The following is a 17,476-nucleotide window of genomic DNA, read 5'->3' on the forward strand; positions in this document are numbered from 1 at the left end:
CGCGCGCGCGCATCACCAGCGGTATGCCTCGATGGCAGCCCATTGATCGTCCGTCGTGCCGCGCCAGTTGAAGAACATCTCGCCGATAGCGCCGGCGGACTTCGCCGCGCCGAGGCACCAATCCAGCTCGTCCGCTGACGGCGTGCCGGTGCTGCCCAGGTCTGTGCTTTGGCCTGCCACGTTGACCGGCAGCTGGCGTCCTGCCAACGATTGCGTCAGGCCCACCACGTCTGAGCAGTGGCCGGTGACGTCGGTGCGCGCGTACTCGTGGTGCGCGTCGCCGCGATAGTGGTGCCAGTACTCCATGGGCTGCATCGCGCTGGCGTAGCGAGCGATGCGCGAATACGGATAGTCGTCGTTGGTCCAGCGCGTGAGGCGCGGTGACATGACGGTGGCGACGAGCAAATAGTCCGGCCCCACCGCTTGGCGCGCCATCTCCATGTAGCCGGCCATGCGATCGCTCGCCATCGGGCGGGGGCCCATGTACTGGTCGCCCGGCTCCAAGTCGAGGGCCAAGCCGGCGAAGCCGTTGCCGGCGGGCGTGCGATAGCGCGCGAGCATCACCGACTCGGCGACGTCTTCGGCCGTGTTGCGCCGCGGCACGGACCAGGCGAGCAATTTGATGCCGGCGGAGGCCGAAGCGTCGATCAAACGGTCAAGCCACGCTTGCGACTCGCTGCTTGCGGCTTCGAAGAAGGTGCCGCGCGACATGCGCAGCTCGAGTTCGCCGACGCCGGCTTTTGCGGCTTTGGCCACGACTTCGTACGGATCGAACTGCGCGTAGCTGTTCGGGTCGTTGGTGTCGGGCGAGAAGAACAAGAACATGCCTTTGCCCGAAATGGTGGTGAGCGTCGTGAGCGGCATCTCGCCCGGTGTCTGGAGCGGCTCGGCGACCGCGATGAGGTCTCCGCCGGGGCGCTGCGCCACGACCGAGTACTGATACGGTTGGCTGGACGAGACTGAAGTGTCGCGCCACGCGTGGCCGCCCGGCGAGACCACGGCCATGAGCGCGCGCGTGCCCTCCGGATGGCGCCGGTACACGCGATATTCGCTGACGCTTTCTCCCTGGGCAAGCGGCGACCAGCCGATCGACACGAGATGCGGCCCGATGGCTTTGGCGACAGCGACGAATGAGGAGGCGTCGTCCGGCGGCGCCGGCAGCGTGAGGTTCGCGCTTCCGACGTCGGGCAGGATGGAGGAGGCATTGACGTCCACCTGGCCGCTATGCGCAAGCGTGATCAGAATCGCCGGATTCTGATACAGCCACGGATCCAGTTCGAGCGTTTCACCATCTGACGTGCTGAAATCCACTTTCGCGCGCGGTTTGTTCTCGCTCTCGCCGGCGACGCTTTGGTAGGCCGCCTGCACGGTCGCGACCCACGTGCCGTCGGCGGTCAGGCGCCACGGCTGCGCTTCGAGATGGAATGGCGGCAGCGGACCAGCTTTCTTTGGAACGAGGGTGAACGTTCCAGCGCTCGTGATTTGCGCGCGCTGTGCTCCGAGCTTCGCTCGGAACGCTACATACGTCGTGGATGCCGTGGTGCGTGACGTTATCGATGACGTCGCGCGTGCGGTCAGGGATAAGGTCGTGGATGAGGCCGCGGATGCATTCGTGGCGGCGATGAGGCGCGAGGGGTCGGGCGCAGCGTTTGTGCTTAAGAGCAGACCAAGGCCGAGCGCTCCGCCGGACATCGCGATCACCATTGCCGCAAACCCGCGCGCCGCGCGCGAGTATGGGCGCGCGACTGGTCCGGCTTCGCCCAAGTATTCTAGGCGCCGGCGCTCGATCGTCGAGAGCTCCGGCCGCCTTTTGGGCAAGGTGGCGCGCCGTTGCCGCATGGCCTTCACTAACACACTCGTTTTGTTCCGAGCGGCGCATCCCTTCCGCGGGGCGAGGGCGTGCGCGGGAGCACATATCCGAGCTTCGCTCGGAACGCTACACCCGAGCTTCGCTCGGGTCGCTACATTTCCGGGGCTAAAGCCCCGGCACTACAATTATCGACATGTTTCCGGGCTGAAGGCCCGGCACTACATCAAGCTGCGTGTGAGGTTTCCATTAATAGGGACAAAGCGCGCGACTTTTGAGCGGGTCGGGTCGTTTGGTTAATGGAAAGAAAAACATTAATGCACCCATGTTTTCGAACCTGGATCGCCGCGCTGGCCGCGGCGCTCGCCGTTGCGAGCGCGGGCGGCAGCTTGGCTGCTGGCTCCTCAAGCCCAGCCGGCGCGACGGTTGCGACGTCGGCGAGTCCTGATGCCAGGTCTATTCCCGACGTCATCTCGCTCGTGGTGAATCGCAACCCCGGCATGTCGTCGTACATCGCCCACGCCGTGCTCGACCTGCGTCAACTCAATTTCCCGTATCTGCATCCGGTGCTCGAAGGCACGTTGTTCTACGGCAAGCCCGGTTATACGATCTTCGACTACCCGCACACGCCGTTCTATATGAAGGGCATCACCAAGGTGCAAGGTTCGTTCAGCAACGCGACCAATTGGCCGCACTGCTTCAACATCACGATGAGCGTGGCGCCCGACGCGTTTCAGATGCACATGGTGCCCAAAGTGCGCGGCGAGATCGCCGCGCTCGACGTCTTCGTCGGGCGGAGCGACGGCACGCTCAAGCACGTCGACTGGTACTATTGGGAAAACCCGGCCGACCACATCCGCCTCACGCAGACCTACGCTCAAGTCAATGGCTACAACGTGGTGACCTCGCAGAGTTCGGACGTCAGGCTGCACCATATCCGGGCCGTCGGCACGCAGACCTTCAGCAACTTCCAGTTCAACGTGTCGGTGCCGACGCCGCAACCGACGCCGACCGACCCGCTGCATCAGTGCGATAACCCTCAATAGAGCAGATACTTCGCGCGCACCTCGAAGAATTCCGGATCCGGCACCCAGAGGTCATCGAGTTCGTGCGCTTGATCCTCGATAGCCTCGATGAGGTCTGGGCGCGCTAACAGCGCTTCCAGTTTTGAATACTCCCACTGCTGCGGATACAGCCGGCGCAGCGCTTTGACGAGCGCGAGCGCGAGAGCGGGCGGGGAAAATGCTTGCACGTCGTCGATCGTGAAGCGCAGCCCGCCGCAGCGCTGACCGCCGAAGACGATCTCTTTGGGGTCGGGCGTGAACTCACGCGGCTCCGCCTTCAGCCCCGCGAGGTTCGCCTCGTGCAGCTCCGTTGCGAGGCGCGCGCCGTCCAACCATGGCGCGCCGAACAATGATAGCGGTTCGCTCGTGCCCGAGCCGGTCGAGATGTTCGTCTCTTCGAAGAGGCCGAGCGCGGGGTACAGCAGCGCGGCGCGCTGCGAGCTGATGCCGGGAAGCGGCTCGACCCAGCGCTGACCGGTGTTCTCGAAAAGATACGCGCGCTGCCAACCGGCCATGGTCACGACGCGCAGATCAGCATCGATGGCGCGTTCGCGGTTGAGCAGGCGCGCGAGCTCGCCCAGCGTCAGGCCGTGACGCAGCGGCAGCGGCTGATAGGAGAACAGCGACTCGATGGACGCGTCGTTGGACGGGCCTTCGACGTTGAAACCATCGAGCGGGTTTGGTCGATCGAGCACCCAAACCGGTTTTCCGGCGTGCGCGCATGCTTCGAGCACGTGACCGAGCAGCGCGATCATCGGCGTGAGGCGGCTGCCGCAGTCCGGAAGATCCACGAGCACTCTATCAATGCTCTCCAACTGCGATTCGGTGGGGCTTTCGTCGCTGTCGAGTGCGATGATCGGCACGTTGGTCGTCGCGTCGGCGGCTCCGTCGGGATTCGTCTCGCCGCTGAAGTCGGGTTCGTAGATGAAGTAGAGCGATGCGCCGTCGAGGGCAGCCAGCACGTCGATGCTGCGTCTGCCGTCGAGCATCGTGGTGCCATCGGTCGTCACCAACGCAATGCGATCTTCGCGCAGCGCCTCGAAGTTCTCGGCCGCAAGCGTGTCGATGCCGTTGGCGACGGCCTCTGGAGCCGTCGCTCCGGGGGTTATTTCCACCGCGCGGACGTTGGCGTTTCCGGGGCTAAAGCCCCGGCACTACATCCGAGCTTCGCTCGGAGCGATACATTTTCCGGGGCTAAAGCCCCGGCACTACATGAGCGTTCGAGGCGGTTGTCGAAGTTGGCGGCATGGAAGTGGGGAAGCCCGTACGACTGCTGCGGCCCCTCGATCTCGGCGCGGACGGCAAAGTCGAACAAGGCGCCATCGGGATTTTGGAGAGCATGGACAACAGCCCATACCTGCCGTATCTCGTGAAGTTCCCGCAAGGTTCGTTCGCGTTTGAAGACGGCGAGATCGAGGACGTCGAGGAGGGCGCCGACGCTCGCTGAAAAACGCGTGAAACAGTGCGCCAGCCAACGCAGGCAAGCGTTTTCGCGCGCGGCGAACTAACCACTATGCGACTTTTGCTTGTTGAAGACGACCCGAGCCTGTCCTCCTCGCTGCGGCGAGCGTTGGAGGCTCAAAAATTTGTGGTCACGACCGCCGGTGACGGCGACGTGGGCCTCACCGAGCTGTGCGGCAACGATTACCAGCTCGCCATCTTGGACGTGCTGCTGCCGAAGCGGGATGGCTTCTCGGTGTGCGTTGAGGCGCGACGCCAAGGCATCACAACGCCCATCCTGATGTTGACCGCCCGCAACGCGGTAGGCGATCGCGTCGCTGGACTCAACAGCGGCGCGGACGACTACCTGCCCAAACCGTTTGCGTTTCCCGAGCTGCTCGCTCGCGTGCACGCACTGCTGCGCCGGCCGCATTCCGATTTTCGGCCTCGCGTGGTCACGGTTGGCGATCTTTCGATCGACGTGCTGCGCCATCAGGCGTCGTTGCGCGGCCACGTGCTGCAGTTGACCAAAACCGAATATCGCCTGTTGCTCTACCTTTTGGAGAACGCGGGCATCGTGCTCAGCAAGGACGCGATCCTCGACCGCCTGTGGGGCGCCGACCACGAGGGCAACAGCAACATCCTTGAGGTGTACGTCAAGATGCTGCGGCGCAAGTTGGAGGCGGGCGGCAGCAGCACGACCATTCGCACGGTGCGCGGCGTGGGGTACACGATCGACAAATCATGAGGATCGTCCAAGCGGGTTCGGAGATCGGCAGGCTTCCGCGACTGCGCTTGACGCTGGCGATCAGCGGAGTCCTGGTGCTGCTGCTCGCCGCTTTTTCGATCGCGGTGTACGCGCTGCTGCGCATCGTGGTGCTGCAGGACATCGCGCCCTTCCGCGAAGACGATCCGGTGATCTTGGCGGGCGCGCAGCGGCAACTCGAACTGTACGCTTGGCAATTGGTGCTTGTGAATCTCGGCGCGCTGGTCGTCGTCTTGGTCGCCTCGTTTTTCATCGCGAAGGTTTCATTGCGCCCGCTTGAACAGGCGATCGAGCTGCAGCGTCAGTTCACGAATGACGCGTCTCACGATTTGCGTACCCCGCTCGCGGTCATCCGCATGGAGTCGTCGCCGCACGGGGACGAACAGGTCTCGCCAGAGGTGCGCGAGCGCTTGCGCATCATCGACGAACAGGCGCAACGCATGGAGCGGCTCATCGAGCAGCTGCTGGTGTTAGCGCACGTCGATGCCGACAGCGCGCTCACCCGCGAGCCCACCGATCTCTCGCACGTCGTCAATGGCGTGGTCCGCGATCTGCAGCCGCTCGCCGAGGCGCGCAGCATCGATCTCAAAGTCTCGCGCGGCGAAAGCGCGCTCGTGCTCGGCGACGAGCTGAAGCTCTCGCAGATGGTGGCCAATCTCGTCGACAACGCCATCAAGTACAGCCCGGAATCTGCGCCGGTGTCCGTCGCGGTTTGGCAGAATCGCGACAACGCGTACGTGGCTGTGGCCGACGCCGGCGACGGCATCCCGGCATCGGAGTTCAACCAGATCTTCCAGCGCTTCCACCGCGCCGACGTGGTGCAGCGCAACGGGCGCGGCGGGCACGGCTTGGGGCTGCCGTTGTGCCGCTGGATCGCACGGGCGCATGGGGGCGATGTCACGGTGTCGAGCCGGGTAGGGGAAGGCAGCATCTTCACGGTGCGCCTGCCCGCTCTCGTGCACTAGTCGCATCTGTGGTATGCTCAAGCTTAGGGCTCAGAAAGATAGCTAAATGAAAACGGAAATTATCAAACTGGCAGGGCGGCTCACAACGGGCGTTGTGGCGCTGGCATTCGCAGCGCTGGTCATCACGCCGGTGCCGGGCGATCGCGGTGCGGCCGCGAGCGCGGCCGGGCCGGGCGTGTTCACGCTCGTGGATCGCGCGATCAACGGTCCGGCCGGTCCGGACGATGAGGGCACGTATCGGCTGATCGATCCCATCGGGCCAGGTGGAGCGACGTCGAGCGCCGCCGCGGACGAGGTCTTCGCGCATACGATGGTCGGCGGCATCTACACGAGGTGGGAGCCGTACCACGATCCGTTCAGTTTCCCGGGTCAGTCGCCGCCGCCGGGTCCCTATGGTCCGCACGTGCCCGAGTACGTGCTATGAAAAAATCGGCTGCGTCATTGCTCTTCGTGGGTCTGCTCGCGAGCGCACTCGTGGCCGGTGTGGCTTCTCGCGCGTGGGCTGACAGCTTCTTCCGCCAACTGCGCGTGGATTCGCTGATCGGCGAGGGCATCAATCTGTACCATCGCGGCGACTACTCGGGCTCCATCGCAAAATTGGATGAAGCGCTTTCCCTTGCGCCGGAGGACATCAAAGCGCGCTACGATCGCGCGCTCGACCTCTACGCGCTTGGCAAGTACTCCGACGCCGCCGACCAGTTCCGCGCCTGCCTCAAACAGCAACCCGACTTCGTGCCGGCGCTCTTCAACTTAGGAGTGACCGACCTCGCCTTGGGCGATGTGCCGGGCGCCAAGACGATCTTCTCGGAGATCATCAGCGATCACCCCAATTCGGTGCGCGCCCACTTCGATCTCGGGCTGTCGCACTATCTTGAGGGCCGTGTCGATCAAGCTGCCAAAGATTTCGCGGTCGCCGCGTTGTTGCACCCGCAATACTCGCAGGCGCATTACGATCGCGCGTTGGCTGAGTACCGCACTGGAAATTTGGTCGCGGCGGATAGCGAGTCGCTCGAGGCGATCAAACTCAACAGCACGTATGCGAAGGCCTTCTTCTTGCGCGGCGCTATCCGGTTGCGGCAAGGCAACGAATCCCAGGCGAAGGGTTTGTTTGAGAGCGCGCAGCGCTTCTCGAGCGATCCGGTGCTGAAGTCGCTCTGCCGCCAGATCATCGACCAGCTCTAAAAAAATTGGGGCGCGACCGGAGTCGCGCCCGTGACGGCCAGACCGAAGTCTAGCTTACCACATTTTATAAATTCTTTAGGGTTTGCGGAACAGCAAGCGCGGGGTCGTGAGGATCGCGATGTAATAGGCGTGCATCTCGGCCGTCGTCAATTTGGACTTCTTCGCGTCCGCCTTCTTATTGATGATTGCTATCTTGGACATGGCTGGCTCCTCAGCATGGTAACGAACCAGCATGAAAATTAGTGCCTACGTCAAAGCGCGGGACGCCCGGCCTCAGCTGTTCGGGACGTCGGATTCACCGTTTCCGGGACGTGAGTCCACCCTGCATGACCACCGGCAACGTTTCTGGCATTCGAACCGCTACAACGACGCCCGACGCAAATGTAATCGCAGCGATGACTATGACCGCGGCCGACATTCCCGCGAGGTCGGCGATGACGCCCGAAAGCAGTGCGCCGACCGCATAACCCGAATCACGCCATAAGCGATACACGCCCACCGCTGAGGCGCGCCAGTTCGGATGCGCGACGTCGCTGATCGCAGCGAGGAGCGTCGGATACACCATCGCCGTGCCGACACCGAGCAGAACCGCCGCCGCGAGCCAGAGAGAATACGAAGTATAAAGTACGAACCCGGCGATGGCGGCGGCCTGTAGCATCATGCCTCCTGCGATGAGCCATTTGCGGCCTACCGCGTCTGAGAGCGCGCCGGTGAACAATTGCAGCAGCCCCCAGACAAACGGGTAGGCAGCGACCACGATGCCGACCTGCACTAGCGAGAACCCGGCCGCTGACGCCATCAACGGCAGCAAGCCCCATACCATCCCGTCATTGAGGTTGTTTACGAGACCGGCCTGGCTGCACGACGACAGCGCTGGGTCTCGAAAAGATGTGCGCACAACGATTTCCGAAAAGCGCGGCTGCTCGTCCGCGGCGTGCGCTCTAGCCTCCTGCTTTGCGTATCCATGGGTTTCCCGAACGAACAAGAGCGATAGCAAAAAGCCAGCGATAGCGATGCCGATGCCGACCTCAAACGGCAGTGGTCTGAGCCCATGAGCCTGCGCGAGCAGCGCGGTCACATACGCTGTCACGGCGACCGCCATGTATCCGGCCGCCTCATTGAATCCCATCGCCAGTCCGCGCGACTTTGGCCCAACAAGATCGATCTTCATAATGACCGTCATCGACCAGCACAAGCCTTGATTGATGCCAAGCAGGACGTTAGCGAAGATGACCCAGCCCCACGTCGGCGCGAACAGCAGGATGACCGGGACGAATAGGCCCACGGTCCAACCGATAACCAAGAGGCGTCGCCGCCCGACGCGATCGCTTAGTCTTGAGCCCGCGAGGTTCGTGAGCGCCTTGACAATGCCAAAACTGACGATGAACGACAAGACGACCGTCGTCGATGCGATGTGGAACACGTCGCGACCGAGCAACGGCAAGATCGAGCGTTCGAGACCCACCATGCCACCGACGAACGCGTTGATGAGGACGAGGAGTAAGAATTGCGCGAGGTTCTCACGCAGTCCCAGTCGTGGACCGCCGGCGCCTGTGACCATGATTCGTCTAGGCAGAGCCCCGACCGAGGTTAGCTTCGACGATGTGCTCGAACTCAGGTGGCTTCGGAGGCAGCGAGTCCATGACGAAGCGTCGGAACTCGTCGAGCGAACGAGGCGCAAACGCGGTGTTGTGGCGCCGCTCGAAGCCGAGCGTGCTCGATGGTTTGCCACTCAGCGCGCGGCCGCACACCGAGCCTGAAAAATGTGCTGGAAACACTTCGATATCGTCAGCCAACGGCGCGAGGCGTTGGTGCAGCGAGTCGTAGATCGCATCGGCATCGCGCTCGGGACTCAAATCCGGACGGCCCGCATCCCCGACGAGCAACGTGTCGCCGGTCAAGACGAACCACGGTTCGTCGCCTCGTGTCCGGTCGATCACCGCGAGGCAGACGCTGTCGGGCGTGTGACCAGGCGTATGGAGCACGCGTATCGCGACGTTGCCGAGGTCGAGCACTTCTCCGTCTTTTATTCGCCGAAATCCGAACAGCGCCGGCGCGCTCTCGTGGAGGCAGTACTCGGATCCCAGCGCCGCCGCGAGCGAACGACCTCCGGAAATGTGGTCAGCGTGCACGTGGGTGTCGATCACGTAGAGAATCTTGAGCCCGAGCGACTTGGCGATCGCACGATAGGTGTCGAGGTCAGCGCGCGCGTCAACGACGGCGCCGATGCCGCGACTCCCTCAGCCGAAGACGTAGGACGCGCACGCCTTATCCTGATGCAGTATTTGCCGAAAGAGCACAGCGTTGACTCCCTTACTAGCGGTTCACGATGCGGTCGCCCTGTGCTTTGACCTTTCGACCGGTAGACCGGCGGCGTGCCACTCCAGCACGCCGTCGTCCAAGCGCATTGCTTTGAACCCGCGCCTGCGCAAAAACTCCACGGCTGCGTGCGAGAGCACGCAGTATGGCCCTCGGCAATACGCGACGATCTGCTTGCTGCGCGGAAGTGTTCCGAGTCGCTGCTTCAATTCAGAAAGTGGCAGCGAACGAGCATGCGGTAAATGCCCCATTGCGTATTCATCCGTGGGCCGAACGTCCAGCACCACGACATCCCCGCTCCGCGCCTTTGCCAAGAGCGTCCGCCGGTCGACTGGATGCATGCGCTCAGGCTCCGCGAAATAGGATTGAACGACTTCCTTAATCTCGGTAAGTCGACGCTCAGCTAAAGACCGAAGCGAGAGCCAAAACGACCCGACGGCCTCATCCGCTAGCCGGTAGTGAACGTATTTTCCGTCCCGTCGCGAGTCAAGCAACCGCGCCGTGCGCAGAACTTTGATATGAGCGCTCGCGTTCTTGATGTCGATGCGAGCGTGCTCCGCCAGTTCTTCGACGGTCTTTTCCCCTTGACACAGCAAATCAAGAATCTCAAGCCTACGGGGACTTGCAACCGCCTTGCCGATTCGAGCGAAGTGTTGATAGATCTGATCTTTGAAATCTGCGGCTTTGTCCATGTTCCCTCAATCTATAGAATGATAGTATATAGACATCCGCCGATGCTCCTCCTTCCGCCGTGTAAGATCGGCGCTAGCGCATCATCCCGCGCATCATGGCAGGCATGCCGTCGCGCACAAACCCGCTCACCTCGTTCGCGTGGCGCAGAATGGCGGCAAGCACGACGGGGTCGCTGCTCGTTTCGGTGACGGAAACGCCCTTCGGTGTCAGTGCCAAATGCCGCTGGTATTTCTTCGCGTTGCGGAACATGATCGGAAGACTGTCGCTCATGCACCGCACTTCTTGTCCGTCGTTGACGTGCTTGTACATGCTCGGCACGTGCTCGTGCAAAAGTTTCACGAGATGCAGGTTGTCCGATTCAGTCGTAGTCCGGATGCCATTCGGTAAATGCTCGACTTTGCGGCGCAGCTCCGTGTGATGGTCGAACATCTCCATATAGGTGCTCATGTCGTGCTGCGACACGTTCATCATGCCGCCCATCATGCCGCCATCCATCATGCCCTTTCTTACTTGGCTGACGCACGCAGCGATGAGCAGCGGGACCCCGCTCGCTATCGAAACGAGGATCGCGAAGAAGCCACCGCGTTTCATTCTAGTGAACGTCCGCTTTGAACTCGGCCTTGCTCGCGTTGGCACCTTGCGTCGCCGTCAGGTCGAAGACCCAGTTCGTTTTGTAGTTCAAGTTGGCGACGGCTGAATAGGTGCCATCCCCGTTGTCCTGAAACGTCATTGAAGGGCCGGTCATCCCCATGCTGGGCATGTGAGCAGCTGACTTTACGACGGCGCCGGTCACTGCCTTCCCACCCGAATCTTTGAGCGCAATCACGATCGTTTCATTCCCTTGCTTTGGAGGCGTCGGATCAAACGAAAGCGACATCGTGTACTCTCCCGACGCAGAAACGGGAGACATCCCAGCCGGTGCCTCCGCGGTATGGCTGGAGCTGCACGCCGTCACAAAAATCGTCATGAGACCGGCGACGAGAATATTCCTCATGTGTCACTCCTTACTGCTGGAATGGATCGCCCGCGGCATGATGCACGCCGGCGATCGCCACGTCGTAGCGTTCAAGGGCTTGAAGCAGGGTGATGCGGGCGGCGGCAGCCGTCGAGAGCGCATCCAGTACCTCGAGCTCGATGGCCTTGCCAGCTTTCTGCCGCAAACTCGCGACGCGAAGATTTTCTAGCGCATCGTTCGTGGCTGCTCGGGCAGTTTGCAGGTTCTGGCGCGCTGCGCTGAGCTCGCGCAACGCGTTGGCCACATCGTCTTGCACCATCAACTGCTGGCGCTCGTAGTCTGCCTGTGCCTTTTCGAGCGCTGCGCTTGCCTGCAGTACCGCTGCGTGGCGCGCGCCGCCTTCGACGATCGGCAACGTGACGGCCACGCCGACCTGCGAACCTGAAGCACCGAGCGGCGGATTGGAGCTGCCGTTGTAGGTTTGCGCCGTAAGTGCGGCCGTCGGCAGGTATGCGGCTCGCGCTTGGTCCAGACCCGCGCGCGCAGCATCGATGCGCAGCCGTGCCGCGGCTACCGCCGGCCGTTGGCGTAGCGCTCGTTGACTTGCGGTCGCGAGCGTATCGTTGAAGTCCGGTGTCGAGAAGCTGTTCGGGAGTTCGAGATTGGACATCATGTCGAAATCCAAGAGCAGTTTCAGGTCGTTGAGCGCCTCATCGCGTTCGGCGGCCGCGTCCTCTGCCATCTGTTGCGCGCCGGCCAGAGCGGCCCGCGCGCGTGCCAGCTCGTAGCGCGGCGTCTTGCCTGCCTGCACGCGAAGCTCGACCAGCCGGACGTTAGCTTCTTGATCGCCGACGCTGACTTGTTGCGCCAGCGCCACGCCCGCGCCGAGCACCGCTCGGTCATACGCCTTCACGGCTGCGAACGCCGCGTCGTCGACAACGCCGCCGAGATCCGCCGACGAAGCGTCGGCCAAACGTCGTCCCATGCGCACGCCGGAATAGCCGGCGACGTTGATGATCGGCACGCTTGCCGTCGCTGACGCATACGTTTGCGTCGCCTCGGGCATGCCGAGCTGGGGAAGGTGCGCGTTGATCTGATTGCCCGAAAGCGATACCTGAGGCAACACGGCGCTCCGCTGCCCTAGGGCTTGACCGCGCGCCGCTGAAGCGTCCGCGCGCGCCATACGCACGTCGAAGCCGGCCGCCGTCGCACGCAGCACAGCCTGCTCGCGCGACAGCGGACCGTTCCACACTTGCGGTTGCGCAAACGCGGGCTGTGTCAACGCCGCTTGGGCCAGCGCGACGAAGAGGAGCGACGCGAGCAGTGCGTTACGCATGAGAGGTTTCCTCGGCAGGCCGAGCACCGCGCCGACGCCACCACTCCCCAATGTCGTCAAACGTCGCATGGAGCACGGGCACGATGAACAGCGTCAGCAGGGTGGAGATACCGAATCCACCGATGATCACCGTGGCGAGCGGCGAGAACGCATCCACGCCGGTCTTGGGGAAAAACGCCACGGGCGCGAGCACGATGATGCTGACGATCGTGGTCATCATGATCGGGCGCAAACGGATCGGGCCGGCTTCCAGGATCGCCGCATCACGTGGCATGCCTTCCGCACGCTTACGCAGGATGAGGTCGAGCAACAGAATGGCGTTGCTGACCGCCATGCCGTTAGCGACCACGATGCCCAGGATCGATACCGTGGAGAAGTTTTGGTGCGCGAGCAAGAGGGCGCCGAAGACGCCGAGCAACTGCAGGGGAATCGCCAGCAGCATCTCCAGGGGCAGGACGAACGATCGGAACTGCGCGACGAGCAACAGGTAGATGAAGACCACAGCGATCGCCATGGCGCCGATCAGGCGTTGGAAGCTGCTCATCATCTCCGTCATGTCGCCGCGCATCTCGATGCCGTAACCGACCGGGAACGGCACCTGCGCGCTCGCTCCCATGACGACGTCCGAATCGAGCGCCATCTCGCCGCGCCCGCCCTTGCGGTAGTAACCAAGCACGGACACCGTGCGACGCAGCCCATCGTGTTCGATAGCAGTCGGTGCCACGGCACGCACGATGCGCGCCAAAGCCATCAGCGGCACGACTTGCCCATCTTTGCCCACGATCTGAACTCGCGATAGGTCGCCCGACGTCGCTCTGTCCTGATCGGAATAGCGGACGAGAATGGTGTCGTGACGCAGGTTCTCCGGGTTGAAATACTCCGTGGTGAGGCCTCCGTGGGTAGCGAAGTAGGCCTGCATGAGCACGTCGCTCGGCATAAGTCCGATCTGCGATGCGCGCGTGCGGTCGACGATGACGTTTTCTTCGGGTTGCGCAAGGGTCGTCGAGGCTGCGGTTTGCACGAGGCCGGGAACCTTGCGGGCGATAGCGGTGACCTGGTCGGCAAGCCGATGCAACTCGACTTGATCGGGGCCGCTCAGCAGTAGCTCCACGGGAGCGTTCGTGGTGGACATGACGTCGCTGCCCATCGGATTGAGCGCAAGCCGCCGGATGCCGGGAATCGTCGTCATGGCCTGCTGGTACGCGGCGTCCATGATCTGCCAAATGGTGCGCTTGCGGTCTTCCTTGGGAACAAACGTGATCGTGTACGATGCGGCGTTGACGCCGTTCATCGCACCCCCGGTGAAGTACGAGCCGGCCGGCTCCTCGCCGATTTCCGCTGAAACTCGCTGCACCTCTGGCTGCGCGAGCAGAATGCGTTCGAACGCGTTGGCCTTCGCGTTCGTCGCGGCAAAGGACGAGCCGGGATCAGCTTCGAGGTAGGCGCTGCCCTGGCCGGTATCGGCAAGCGGCATCATCTCGCTGCCGATGAACGGAAGCAACGACACCGCGACGTACGTCAAAATGGCGGCGCCGCCCAGCAGCGTGAGCCGGTTGCCCAGGCTCCAACGCAGGCCGCGGCGATATGCATCGTCGATCTTCGCGAGCACCCCGCGTGCAGGTCCAAGCCAGCGCGTGACCGTTTCGTCGAGGCGCGTGCGCCACGCGAACGGTTTTTGTTCCCCGCCTGTGAACAGATAGGCCGCCAGCAGCGGCGTCAGCGTCACCGATACGACAAGCGACGCCAGCAGCGCGAAGACGATCGGCCATACCAACCCGACGAACATGATCTGCGTGATGCCGCCGCTCGTGAGCAGCGGGATCACCGCAAGCATCATCACGCCCGTGGCAGCCGCAACCGGCAAGATCACTTCGAGCGTGCCGTCAACGGCGGCTTTACGCGGCGGCTTACCCATGGCAAGATGGCGATGAATGGCATGAATGACGACGATCGAGCCATCGACGAGCGGACCGACCGCCAGCAGCAGCCCGAGCAGCGTCGAGCTGTTGATAGACAGGCGCATCGGCGTGAATAGCAGGATGGCTATGCCCAAGCATGTCGGAATCGCGGCCACGACGATCAGCGTTGCGCTCACATCTTCGAGGAAGAGCAAAAGCACGAACCCGGCCAAGATGACGCTGACGAACAGCTCCTCGAACATGTTGGTCTTGAGCGCCTCGACGAACCGGGCGTTGTCGTAGGCCGGCGTGAATTTCAAGCCCGGGTGATCGCGCTGGATCTGCGCCACCTTGTCCATGACCGCAGCGATGATCTGGGGCGAGCCGGCGTCCGGGTTTTCGATGACCGAAATCTCGACGGCGTCCTTACCGTTGAGCCGGTATGCCGAGCGCTGCTCGCCTGCGCCGTCTACGACCGTCGCGACGTCGCGCAAGAACACGGTGCGGCCAGCCACGGTCGTGAGCGGGTAGTCGAGCATTTCGCCCACCGACTTGACCCGCAGGTCCCCGCGCACAAGCGCTTCGCTCGCAGCGCTCGTCAGTGTGCCGCCGGAGCGGCTGACGTTTTGTGCGTCGAGTGCGCCGCTCACATCAGGAAGCGCTAGGCCGTACGAAGCCAGTTTGGTGCGATCGACCACGACCTGAAGCTGGCGCTGGCGCCCGCCAAACACTTGGACGGTTTGCACCCCGGAGATCGCCTTGAGCGCGCTGACGACGTTGTTCGCAGCGAACTGCCGCAACGCGACCGGACTCCAGCCGACACCCGTGAGCGCGAGCTGCAGCACCGGTGTGTTGAGCGGGTCCGCTGGAACGACCCATGACGGCTTGAGATTCGCGCGGTCGTACGGCAGATCGGCTTGCGCTTGCTGGACGAGCTGCTGCACGTCCACCAGCGCGCGCTGCATCGTGTATCCATAGGGGAACTGCAGCGTGACGATCGATAGGTCTTGCTGCGAAACAGACCGGACGAATCGCACGCCGCTCAAGTCGGTCATGCGGTTTTCGATGGGCTTGGTGAAATACGTCTCGACGTCTTGCGGAGCGTAGCCCGGCACCATGGTGATCACGCTGACGAGCGGACTCTCGACGTATGGCATCATCCGGGTCGGCAGGATGAAAAGGGCCGCGCCGATCGCGGCGAAGACCAGAGCAAGGTAGACGACGATGACGGCGTGCGGGTGGCGCAAGGCCCAACCCGGCACGCCGCCGCGCTGGTTTTCGATCACGACGTCCGCTCCGCGATGGGCATACCCTCTTCAAGGTCTGCAGCACCCTCGACCACGACGCGATCGCCGGACTTGAGGTCGCCTGCGACCTGCGCAGTGGTGCCGTCATCCGAGATGATGCGCACCGGCACGCGGTGCGCGGTGGAGTTGACGTCCACCCACACCGCCGCATCGACGCCGGCGCCGATGACGGCGGCCGAGGGGACGCTCACCGCATTGCGCGCGTGCGAAGGCGCGCCGCGGATGATGACACGCACGTACGTGCCGGGGACGAGATGGCCGCCCGGATTATCGACGATCGCCTCGACGAGCGCGGTGTGCGTCGTCGGATCGGCGGCAGGCTGGACGGATGTGACGCGCGCGTGCACGACGCGGCCATCAGGCAGGCTTGCATCGAGCACTGCACCTAGACGGATAGATTGGAGATCGTCCTGAGCAACGCTGGCCTGAATGCGCGCCTTGCCGATGACCGCGAGGCGCAGCACCGGCGTCCCGACCTGCACGTATGTGCCGGGATCCACCAGTCGCTTCACGACGATCGCGTCGTCCGGCGAGACGATTCGCGTGTAGCCGGCCATCACGGCCGCGGCTTGAGCGGAGGCGCCCGACGAAGCCGCGCGTTGCTGGGCTGAAACAGCCTGTTGCTGCGCCATTTCCAGATTGGCTACGGCATCCTGTTGTTGGCGGCGTGCCGACTCGGCATCCGCGTAAGCGGCAGCGGCCTGTGCCTGCTCATCATCGTATTCTTGTTGCGAGACGGCACCATTTTTCAAGAGCATCTGCTCGCGCTGCATCTCGGCGCGCCAATAGTTCGCGCGCTGGGCTTTGGCAGCGGCATCGGCCTGCGCGATGCGGATCGCGTTGGGCGCATGGTGGTGCGCCTCGATCATCGCCGCTGCTGCGGCTGCCGCGTCTGAGCTCGCTCCCGCCTGCGCGGCTACGGCTTGCGCGCCCAGCTCCGGCTCTTCGAGAATGGCGAGCGTCTCGCCGGCGAATACGCGCGTGCCGTTGTAGGCGGTGAAGTCGCGCAAGATGCCAGGCGCGCGCGCGACGACATCCTGCGTGTAGAGCGCTTGAATCATGCCGGGCGCGGCGATCGCTGGATTCTGTGACGAGCCTTGGGCGCGCGCCAGCGTGACTGGAACCGGCGCGGTGCCCGGCACGTTCGACATGGCTGCCATGTCCATAGACGGCGCCGCGAAACGGCTTTGTGCGAGCGCTGCACCGATGACGACGACGACCGCGACGGCGGCAAGCGTCACCGTCGAGCGGTTGAGCCAGCCGGGAAGGCGACCGCTGCGGTTGAGCGATCGGGTCACGAGCCACGCCGCGAGCGCGCCGAGAGCGAGTAGGATCGCAAGGGCGAACGCGGCAGCCCGCCACGCGTCTTCGTGACCGCCGCTCATGGCTGCCATCCCGCCGCCTTGGGACGCCGCTCCCGCCACCGCGAAGTTGAACGGGGCCGTTCCCTTGAGCCCGCCATCGAAGTGCAAGGTGACGATGAACTCGGTCGCCATGCCCGTCGCCAAATCGAAGGTCCATTGACCGGGCTTGCCGGCAACTGCTATCGCGGTGCCGCCAGTGCCCACCATACTCATGGTAGGCATGGACGTGTCGAACCGCATTTGTGTCTTGGTGAGGCGGTCCGCCGGAATCCCGTCAACCGTCACCCGCACGTGTTCGGTGCCGGTTTGCGGCGGGTCGGGCGAAAGCGCCAGCGTCACTCGTGCTTTGTCGACTTGGGCGGTCATGGGCGACGCGGCGG

Annotated in this window: 17 protein-coding genes; 6 read left to right on the forward strand and 11 right to left on the reverse strand. The window is 63.4% G+C overall.

Annotated elements, in window-relative coordinates:
- Positions 1-12 precede the first annotated feature (12 nt).
- Positions 13-1,839 carry a hypothetical protein gene (locus tag VN934_09925; GenBank protein ID HXM19104.1) on the reverse strand — a complete coding sequence of 609 codons (1,827 nt, stop codon included), beginning with the start codon at positions 1,837-1,839 and terminating at the stop codon, positions 13-15.
- Positions 1,840-2,124: 285 nt separating this feature from the next.
- On the opposite strand from VN934_09925, the gene VN934_09930 reads away from it, so the two are divergent.
- Positions 2,125-2,853, forward strand: coding sequence for a hypothetical protein (locus VN934_09930; protein HXM19105.1), 729 nt, complete (start codon positions 2,125-2,127; stop codon positions 2,851-2,853).
- On the opposite strand, the gene VN934_09935 is transcribed toward VN934_09930, so the two are convergent.
- Positions 2,847-3,986, reverse strand: coding sequence for a DUF1343 domain-containing protein (locus VN934_09935; protein HXM19106.1), 1,140 nt, complete (start codon positions 3,984-3,986; stop codon positions 2,847-2,849). The two genes, VN934_09930 and VN934_09935, sit on opposite strands and share 7 nt — an antisense overlap.
- Before the next feature lie 131 nt (positions 3,987-4,117).
- On the opposite strand from VN934_09935, the gene VN934_09940 reads away from it, so the two are divergent.
- The 5 genes from VN934_09940 (at position 4,118) to VN934_09960 (ending at position 7,224) form a co-directional block, all read left to right on the forward strand.
- Positions 4,118-4,318: a hypothetical protein gene (locus VN934_09940; protein HXM19107.1), complete on the forward strand. Its 201-nt coding sequence runs from the start codon at positions 4,118-4,120 to the stop codon at positions 4,316-4,318.
- Positions 4,319-4,384: 66 nt separating this feature from the next.
- Complete coding sequence (locus tag VN934_09945; protein ID HXM19108.1) at positions 4,385-5,059, forward strand: response regulator transcription factor; 675 nt, start codon at positions 4,385-4,387, stop codon at positions 5,057-5,059.
- On the forward strand, positions 5,056-6,042 hold the full coding sequence (locus VN934_09950) for a HAMP domain-containing sensor histidine kinase (GenBank protein ID HXM19109.1): 987 nt from the start codon (positions 5,056-5,058) through the stop codon (positions 6,040-6,042). Before VN934_09945 ends, VN934_09950 begins: the two co-directional genes overlap by 4 nt.
- A 46-nt stretch (positions 6,043-6,088) precedes the next feature.
- Positions 6,089-6,466: a hypothetical protein gene (locus VN934_09955; protein ID HXM19110.1), complete on the forward strand. Its 378-nt coding sequence runs from the start codon at positions 6,089-6,091 to the stop codon at positions 6,464-6,466.
- On the forward strand, positions 6,463-7,224 hold the full coding sequence (locus tag VN934_09960) for a tetratricopeptide repeat protein (protein ID HXM19111.1): 762 nt from the start codon (positions 6,463-6,465) through the stop codon (positions 7,222-7,224). The genes VN934_09955 and VN934_09960 overlap by 4 nt, the downstream gene beginning before the upstream one ends.
- Positions 7,225-7,299: 75 nt before the next feature.
- Here the strand turns inward: VN934_09960 and VN934_09965 are convergent, their stop codons facing one another.
- The 9 genes from VN934_09965 to VN934_10005 all read right to left on the reverse strand — a co-directional run bounded on the left by VN934_09965 (position 7,300) and on the right by VN934_10005 (position 17,462).
- Complete coding sequence (locus tag VN934_09965) at positions 7,300-7,425, reverse strand: hypothetical protein (protein HXM19112.1); 126 nt, start codon at positions 7,423-7,425, stop codon at positions 7,300-7,302.
- 94 nt (positions 7,426-7,519) lie between these two features.
- On the reverse strand, positions 7,520-8,785 hold the full coding sequence (locus VN934_09970; protein ID HXM19113.1) for an MFS transporter: 1,266 nt from the start codon (positions 8,783-8,785) through the stop codon (positions 7,520-7,522).
- 7 nt (positions 8,786-8,792) lie between these two features.
- Positions 8,793-9,452, reverse strand: coding sequence for an MBL fold metallo-hydrolase (locus VN934_09975; GenBank protein HXM19114.1), 660 nt, complete (start codon positions 9,450-9,452; stop codon positions 8,793-8,795).
- Between the two features lie 96 nt (positions 9,453-9,548).
- On the reverse strand, positions 9,549-9,884 hold the full coding sequence (locus VN934_09980) for a rhodanese-like domain-containing protein (GenBank protein ID HXM19115.1): 336 nt from the start codon (positions 9,882-9,884) through the stop codon (positions 9,549-9,551).
- A 424-nt stretch (positions 9,885-10,308) separates the two neighbouring features.
- The gene (locus VN934_09985; protein ID HXM19116.1) at positions 10,309-10,827 is read right to left on the reverse strand and encodes a hypothetical protein; all 519 of its coding nucleotides are present in this window, start codon (positions 10,825-10,827) and stop codon (positions 10,309-10,311) included.
- A gap of 1 nt (position 10,828) precedes the next feature.
- Positions 10,829-11,230, reverse strand: a complete 402-nt coding sequence (locus VN934_09990; protein HXM19117.1) for a FixH family protein — start codon at positions 11,228-11,230, stop codon at positions 10,829-10,831.
- A gap of 10 nt (positions 11,231-11,240) precedes the next feature.
- Positions 11,241-12,527: a TolC family protein gene (locus VN934_09995; GenBank protein HXM19118.1), complete on the reverse strand. Its 1,287-nt coding sequence runs from the start codon at positions 12,525-12,527 to the stop codon at positions 11,241-11,243.
- Entirely contained in the window at positions 12,520-15,711 is a 3,192-nt protein-coding gene (locus VN934_10000; GenBank protein HXM19119.1) for an efflux RND transporter permease subunit, read from the reverse strand. The genes VN934_09995 and VN934_10000 overlap by 8 nt, the downstream gene beginning before the upstream one ends.
- Positions 15,708-17,462 (reverse strand): efflux RND transporter periplasmic adaptor subunit, encoded by a 1,755-nt coding sequence (locus tag VN934_10005; protein ID HXM19120.1) that lies wholly within the window; start codon positions 17,460-17,462, stop codon positions 15,708-15,710. The genes VN934_10000 and VN934_10005 overlap by 4 nt, the downstream gene beginning before the upstream one ends.
- Positions 17,463-17,476 lie beyond the last annotated feature (14 nt).

Source organism: Candidatus Tumulicola sp. (assembly GCA_035601835.1).
Taxonomy (GTDB): Bacteria; Vulcanimicrobiota; Vulcanimicrobiia; order Eremiobacterales; family Eremiobacteraceae; genus DATNNM01.

Coding starts and splice junctions, on each gene's coding strand:
- VN934_10005 (HXM19120.1), bottom strand. CDS start 17,462: ATGACCGCCCAAGTCGACAAAGCACGAGTGACGCTGGCGCTTTCGCCC.
- VN934_09950 (HXM19109.1), top strand. CDS start 5,056: ATGAGGATCGTCCAAGCGGGTTCGGAGATCGGCAGGCTTCCGCGACTG.
- VN934_09990 (HXM19117.1), bottom strand. CDS start 11,230: ATGAGGAATATTCTCGTCGCCGGTCTCATGACGATTTTTGTGACGGCG.
- VN934_09925 (HXM19104.1), bottom strand. CDS start 1,839: ATGCGGCAACGGCGCGCCACCTTGCCCAAAAGGCGGCCGGAGCTCTCG.
- VN934_09980 (HXM19115.1), bottom strand. CDS start 9,884: ATGCATCCAGTCGACCGGCGGACGCTCTTGGCAAAGGCGCGGAGCGGG.
- VN934_09955 (HXM19110.1), top strand. CDS start 6,089: ATGAAAACGGAAATTATCAAACTGGCAGGGCGGCTCACAACGGGCGTT.
- VN934_09945 (HXM19108.1), top strand. CDS start 4,385: ATGCGACTTTTGCTTGTTGAAGACGACCCGAGCCTGTCCTCCTCGCTG.
- VN934_09995 (HXM19118.1), bottom strand. CDS start 12,527: ATGCGTAACGCACTGCTCGCGTCGCTCCTCTTCGTCGCGCTGGCCCAA.
- VN934_09985 (HXM19116.1), bottom strand. CDS start 10,827: ATGAAACGCGGTGGCTTCTTCGCGATCCTCGTTTCGATAGCGAGCGGG.
- VN934_09940 (HXM19107.1), top strand. CDS start 4,118: ATGGAAGTGGGGAAGCCCGTACGACTGCTGCGGCCCCTCGATCTCGGC.
- VN934_09930 (HXM19105.1), top strand. CDS start 2,125: ATGCACCCATGTTTTCGAACCTGGATCGCCGCGCTGGCCGCGGCGCTC.
- VN934_09970 (HXM19113.1), bottom strand. CDS start 8,785: ATGGTCACAGGCGCCGGCGGTCCACGACTGGGACTGCGTGAGAACCTC.
- VN934_09965 (HXM19112.1), bottom strand. CDS start 7,425: ATGTCCAAGATAGCAATCATCAATAAGAAGGCGGACGCGAAGAAGTCC.
- VN934_09960 (HXM19111.1), top strand. CDS start 6,463: ATGAAAAAATCGGCTGCGTCATTGCTCTTCGTGGGTCTGCTCGCGAGC.